The organism is Bacillus sp. AP50, from assembly GCF_040492675.1.
Classification (GTDB): Bacteria; Bacillota; Bacilli; order Bacillales; family Bacillaceae_G; genus Bacillus_A; species Bacillus_A cereus.
On record NZ_JBEUTW010000468.1, the window covers coordinates 1 to 5,917 of the forward strand.

Sequence of the window (5,917 nt, forward strand, 5' to 3'; positions counted from 1 at the left end):
GAAGTGCACCCCAATTGTTAGACACAGCCTAACAATTGGGGTGCACTTCACAAATGGTGGTCTTTTTTATATAGGTGAGATTGTACTAGTATGATAAAGTAGAATTAACTGTATATTGTGAGGGTGATTATTTATTCCTTCTTTCTATTTGAAAGAAAAGGGGGAGAGAATATATCTATAGATTTTTTGTTTGAGCTTCTAAAAGAATTTGTGAAAGCAATTGTAAGTGAAGTTTCTGCGTATGTTTTTAGGAAACAAACTTTAGAAAAAAGATAACAAAAAACAATCCCCGTTGCCATCGGAAGCAAAAGGGTAGGTTTCGTAAAAATAAATGATATAACTACCATCCTGACGGTAGCAATTACTAGAAGTGATGTTAGCGCATCTCTTCTTTTTTATGTACATTTGACATAAAAAATTAATGAGCACGTAATAGATATAATGTACAAAAGAAAAGACACTCAAAAGTGTCTTCTTACGATTTGAACCGTCGTAATATGGCATTAGATACCAATCCGAGCATTATTTTCCCACGTTAAATAATTTTGGTTATTGAGAAAGAATAAAAGCACTCTTTCGAGTGCCTTCAACTATTCAACTTTTAAATTAATTTCTTTACCTGTCATACCGCCACTTGCTTTTAAGAAAAGACCTTCAGCATCTTTTGGTATATCAAATACAATTTTACCTGTCTGTGTTAGACCAGGATTCAATTGTTTTAAGAAGAAGTCAGTTTTCCCACCATTAGCTAAGTCAAAAGATGTTTGACCTTGTGTTGAATATGTGAATTCACGACCTTTGCTATCTACTAATTTAAAACTATTAGCATCAACAGTGATAGCGTCTTTTTGATTATTAGTAAGTGTAACTTCTAAAATTTTAAAGACACCTTGTGCTTGTTCTTTTGTATATTCATTACCCACAGAATCTACTGTTTCCATAGATCCTACAGCGATTTTTACATCAGAAGATACACCTTCTTTTGATACTGCTTTAGTGTCTGTTGAAGTTTTTTCAGTTGTGTCTCCACCACCAGCGACCATAGCAATTATTCCGATTACAAATAAAGCTATAATGCCTAGGCATCCAAATTTGAATATTTTTCCCACGTTTGTTCCTCCAATTATGTAAAATATAAGATTGCCAAGCTAATAATAACAAACTATATATAAAGATATTGTCATATTATGTCGAAAGGAAATAAAAAAGATAGTTTAGAATTTTCAGGCTAAAATTCCGTCTTATAACCTATTTTTCCTCGCATCTTGGCTGTACTTCTTATTCATAAAAAAAGACACCTAAAGGTGCCTTCTTCCTATTTAAACCACTTTAATTTTTGGGCTCTCATTCTTACCGAATGGAAAGTAGAGATAATTCAATTATGTACCGATCTGGAGCGTCTCCTATATAGTCAAAAGGATAACAAGTTGTTAATGTTAATGTTGGCTCACTTTTTTCTACAATAACTGTTCGATCTTCTGAATCTGTTATCCAATGCTTGTTAATTTCATATGTATATGTTTTATTTTCATATTCCACGATAAGTTGGTCATTTTCCTTTAATTGACCAAGCTCGGTAAAAACAGTATCTCTATGTCCACTTAAAACTGTATGACCATTTCCGGATGGTGTAGTAGTTAAGTCACTAACAAACATACCTACACCCTTTTTTAGTACTTTATCATCAGCTCCCCAATATATAGAGTATTTCTTTTGTATTTTAGGGATAATTAAATATGCTACTTTATCTCCTAACTGATGGTTTACCTTTGAAGCAGGAATTTGTACAGGTTTTTCTTGTAATGAAGTGTCAGTCTTTATCTCTGTCTCTGTTTGATTGATGTTTTGCGTTTCATTTTCTTTAGAAGGTGTGGAGGTCTCATATTGTTTAGCCTCGTTAGTTGTTAACGACTCTGCTGATTGTCTAGCACTATACCATTCTAGAAAATAATAGGAAAAGATAGTAAGTCCAATAACAGTTAAACATAAGCCTATCCATTGTTTTTTATTCACTTTTATCACTCCATTTGAAAACGACAGGATTTCTCCTGCCGTTTTAAGGAACTATTTTATGCGTTTGTCTTTTTACGACGGAACATTAATACAGAACCAGCTAATGCTAATCCTAAGCTTGCTAACATCATTGTAACACCGTTTGATGCTGTATTAGGTAATTTTTCACCTTGTTTTTTCGTTTCTTTTTTCACAACTGTATTAGTATTTTTCTTTGTTTCTTTTGCAGTTGTTTGAGGCTTAGTTTGTTCTTGTGTAGTATTTGTTGTTTGGTTATTTTGTTTTGAATTCTCTTGCTTAGTGTTTTCTTGTTTAACAGGTTCTTGTTTAGTATTTTCTTGTTTAGGTTGTTCTTGAGGTTTAGTAGTTTCTTTATTTTCTGTTGTAGTATTTGTGCTCTTTGGATATTTATAATCTTCACATGGAATGCCGTCTTTATCATTATCTAAACGGTGTGGATCATTTCCAACACCATATCCATTTTGATCCCAGAATGCTTGAGCATCTTGTTGACTTTTAAAATGGCCACAGTTTTTTGTATCATTAGGACTCTTAGCTGCAAATGCAGAAGAACTGTACCCCACTGTTAATAGTGTTACCGCTGTTGCTGAAGCTAATAATTTTTTCATAAATTTCTTTATCCCCCTAAATGGTATGTATTTACATTGAAATATTTTACATTTAAAAATCTAAAAATACAATAATAATTTGTAGATAAATGTAAGATTTCTAGATAATAATACCAAACTATTAATTCATATATTGTCATATTATGTCGAAAGAAAATAAAAAAAGAGCCAAAGCTCTCTTTAATAACTAATACTAACCATAGTCACTATTCTCACAGTAATATGAATTTGATTTATCACAACAAATATATGTTGTTTGTTGGATAAATAATGGCCTTGATGAGGCGTTAACTGAAGTGGCATTTAACATCCTCAAATAAGAAAGTCCTTGTATCTCCCTGGTGTTAATCTAATTGTTTGTGGAGTTGTGGATTTAAATGGTCTACTAGTCAATGTGACGAACGCAGCAAATACAAAGCTAAAACTAAAACGAATAAGAGTCTTAGTGTGGTTAGTTGTAAAATTTTCAAATAGAGTAATTGTAGAGTTAGGTGGAATTTCAAGACTTGTAAGGTTAGTTTCTGATCCGAAAATTGTAAAGGTCTCTATAAAACTGTTGGTAGAGTTTGAAGAGTTACATGATTATCTTTATTGGAATCAAAATAAGCTTACACATCCAAACTATTGATAATAGCTAATATTTGATGATCTGTCCATTTGCCATTAATCCTTATATTTTCTTTCGCTATACCTTCTTTTTTAAACCCCACTTTTTCTAATACACGAATAGATGCTATATTATCAAGCATCGCTCCTGCTTCAATTCTATTTAGCTTTAATTCCCTAAAAGCAAAATCTACAACAAGTTGAAGAGCCTCTGTTGTATAGCCCTTTGCATTATGCTCCTTATCTAAAGTAAATCCCGTATAACAGCTTTGGAGGTCCCCCCTAACAATTTGAGTTAATGAAATGTCTCCGATAAGCTTATCATTTTCTCTTAAAAAGATTCCAAAAGGGTATACTTGCCCTTCAGCTGTCTTTTTTAGAGCTTGTTCAAGACGTATTTTTTGATGTTCTTCTGTATAAAAAACTTCTGGGAGCAATGGACAAACTCGTTGAAAAAATTCGCGATTTCTAATATGTAAGTTAGCTAACTCGTTGGCATCATCAGTTTTATAAAGCCGAATATAAATGTGCTTCCCTACTAGTTTCATAACATCCCTCCAACATTTTTATATGTCTAATGAGGCAAAAGTATACCGTATACTTTATACAGTTGGCTATTGTCAGGAATCATTTTGCACGAAAGAAAAGACACTCTATATGAGTGTCTTTTCCAATAGTTTTTAGCAGAAGCAAGAAGCTCCAACGATGATTAATAAAATGAATAACACAACTAATAAAGCGAAACCTCCACCAAAACCACAAGAACCACCGTAACTCATATTTTCTCCTCCTTTTGGTTTGAAAACTAATAGGTAGTTGATCATTTTAACTGGTTCGTATTATACATTATGTGTATATCCCTTTTTTGAGCATGTCTACATAAAAATAAGTAAAAGCACTCGTTTAAAGAGTGCTTTAAAATGGATACCAAAAGTTTTGAAATACGTTTAATTTTAAATATACCGCAACAATAAATATGAAAATACCGGCAAATAAAGCGATGAAATCTTCACGTTTCGCCTTACTTGTATAAAACCATGTACGTTTATCCTTCTTTCCAAATCCTCTTAAATCCATTGCATTTGAAACCGTATCTATTCTTTCTAGAGAATGAATGATTAGTGGCCAGAAAATTAAAACACGGTTCTTCATACGAACCCATAAACTTGCTTCTCCTTTTTCAAAAGCCACTCCTCTCGCTTCTTGCGCGTGTTTAATAATTTTATACTCAGACTGGATGTCAGGAATATAACGTAGTGCAATATTTATTGCATAAGTAATCTTATAATGAATACCAAGTTTACTTAAGTTACTTACAAATTCACTTGGATCTGTCGTGTAAATAAAAAGAAGTGTAAATGGTAATAACGTAAAATACTTTAATGAAAGTGTAGCTGCATAAAATAATGTTTCATATGTAATCGTTGCATATCCAACATGTAAAAACGCGGTATATGATTCAGTTAATTCAGATCCATGAGTTGGTGTAATCAATAAAATCATGACAGAGTTTAATAAACTAAATGTAAATATGACACTAAAAACAATTAAAATTTTACGAAATGGAATTTTAGCAATGCTGAGACCGATACACCCAATAATAAATAATATTAGCAACACCCGAAAATCAAAAAACAAAAAAGTAAGCGTCATACAAAAAATAAATAAAAACAATTTCACTACCCCATCCATACGATGAAAATATGTACTATGCACCTTCCTCCCTCCTATTACTGTCTAAATAAAGCTCCATAAATTTTTCTGGACATGCAATCCCACTAAATTTAACAAGCTTGGTTAAAGAACTCTCTCTTAAGTTGGCTCTTTGTAACGTTTCTTGATCGCCTAATACATCAAACACTGTATTATCCGCAATAATTTTCCCTTCATGTAGAACTACTGCACGGTCTGTATATTCTAGCGCGAGATTCATATCGTGAGTGATAAAAACAAATGAAATTCCCTTTTTAGCTAGGTTTTTAATAAAAGCCATAAATTGTTTATAGTGATAATAATCTTGTCCCGCTGTCGGTTCATCTAATATGATAAGTTTAGGATTTGTTGTTAATACAGATGCGATTGTTAATCTCTTTTTTTGCCCATAGCTTAGTGCTTGAATTGGCCAATTACGAAATGGATATAAACCACAAATTTTTAAAGTTCCTTCTACTCTATTCTTAATTTCTTCCTTAGAAAAATTATGTAATGTTAATGTAAATGAAACTTCTTCAAAAACAGTAGGCTGTGTAATCATATGATTTGGATTTTGCATCACGTAAGATATGATTTCCCCACGTTTACGAATAGACCAAGAACTAATATCTTCACCTTTTAACAAGATTTTCCCATTTTTCATTTTGTTTATGCCTATAAGACTATGAGCTAATGTTGATTTCCCTGCTCCATTATGTCCTAACAGTGCCACAATTTCTCCTTCATATATTGAAAGGTTTACATTTTCTAATACTTTTTGTTTATTAGAGTATGAAAATGATAAATTCTCCACTTTAAGTAATTCCTTGTTTTTAGTATTCCCTTTTAATATGACTTGTTTCTCCATCCACTCTTTTATAACATTGCTTACCTTTTCTTTTTGAAGGTTTTCCATTGGATATATTACGTCATTATTACTATCAAAATGTAATCTCTTTAATGCTTCGATGTAAATA

Annotated in this window: 7 protein-coding genes; all 7 read right to left on the reverse strand. The window is 32.0% G+C overall.

The genetic code is table 11. The annotated features are described in order from the left end of the window. Window positions 1-590: 590 nt before the first annotated feature. Window positions 591-1,109, reverse strand: coding sequence for a DUF4352 domain-containing protein (locus ABWK52_RS24785; protein WP_061663059.1), 519 nt, complete (start codon window positions 1,107-1,109; stop codon window positions 591-593). A gap of 241 nt (window positions 1,110-1,350) precedes the next feature. Then, the gene (locus ABWK52_RS24790) at window positions 1,351-2,013 is read right to left on the reverse strand and encodes a class D sortase (RefSeq protein WP_353772199.1); all 663 of its coding nucleotides are present in this window, start codon (window positions 2,011-2,013) and stop codon (window positions 1,351-1,353) included. A gap of 56 nt (window positions 2,014-2,069) precedes the next feature. Continuing rightward, the gene (locus ABWK52_RS24795) at window positions 2,070-2,642 is read right to left on the reverse strand and encodes an excalibur calcium-binding domain-containing protein (RefSeq protein ID WP_004418231.1); all 573 of its coding nucleotides are present in this window, start codon (window positions 2,640-2,642) and stop codon (window positions 2,070-2,072) included. Window positions 2,643-3,250: 608 nt separating this feature from the next. Further along, the gene (locus ABWK52_RS24800; protein WP_044584194.1) at window positions 3,251-3,796 is read right to left on the reverse strand and encodes a GNAT family N-acetyltransferase; all 546 of its coding nucleotides are present in this window, start codon (window positions 3,794-3,796) and stop codon (window positions 3,251-3,253) included. 132 nt (window positions 3,797-3,928) lie between these two features. Next, a complete protein-coding gene (locus ABWK52_RS24805; protein WP_353772200.1) occupies window positions 3,929-4,027 on the reverse strand; it encodes a YjcZ family sporulation protein in 99 nt (32 codons plus the stop codon). Between the two features lie 136 nt (window positions 4,028-4,163). Beyond that, window positions 4,164-4,964, reverse strand: a complete 801-nt coding sequence (locus ABWK52_RS24810) for an energy-coupling factor transporter transmembrane component T family protein (RefSeq protein ID WP_000556377.1) — start codon at window positions 4,962-4,964, stop codon at window positions 4,164-4,166. Further along, window positions 4,957-5,917: DUF3744 domain-containing protein (locus ABWK52_RS24815; protein ID WP_353772201.1), on the reverse strand; the 961-nt coding region annotated here is incomplete at its 5' end. The genes ABWK52_RS24815 and ABWK52_RS24810, both read right to left, overlap by 8 nt.

What these genes read in the sequence shown, in the direction of transcription:
- ABWK52_RS24795 (WP_004418231.1), bottom strand. Translation starts at nt 2,642, where the DNA reads ATGAAAAAATTATTAGCTTCAGCAACAGCGGTAACACTATTAACAGTG.
- ABWK52_RS24800 (WP_044584194.1), bottom strand. Translation starts at nt 3,796, where the DNA reads ATGAAACTAGTAGGGAAGCACATTTATATTCGGCTTTATAAAACTGAT.
- ABWK52_RS24805 (WP_353772200.1), bottom strand. Translation starts at nt 4,027, where the DNA reads ATGAGTTACGGTGGTTCTTGTGGTTTTGGTGGAGGTTTCGCTTTATTA.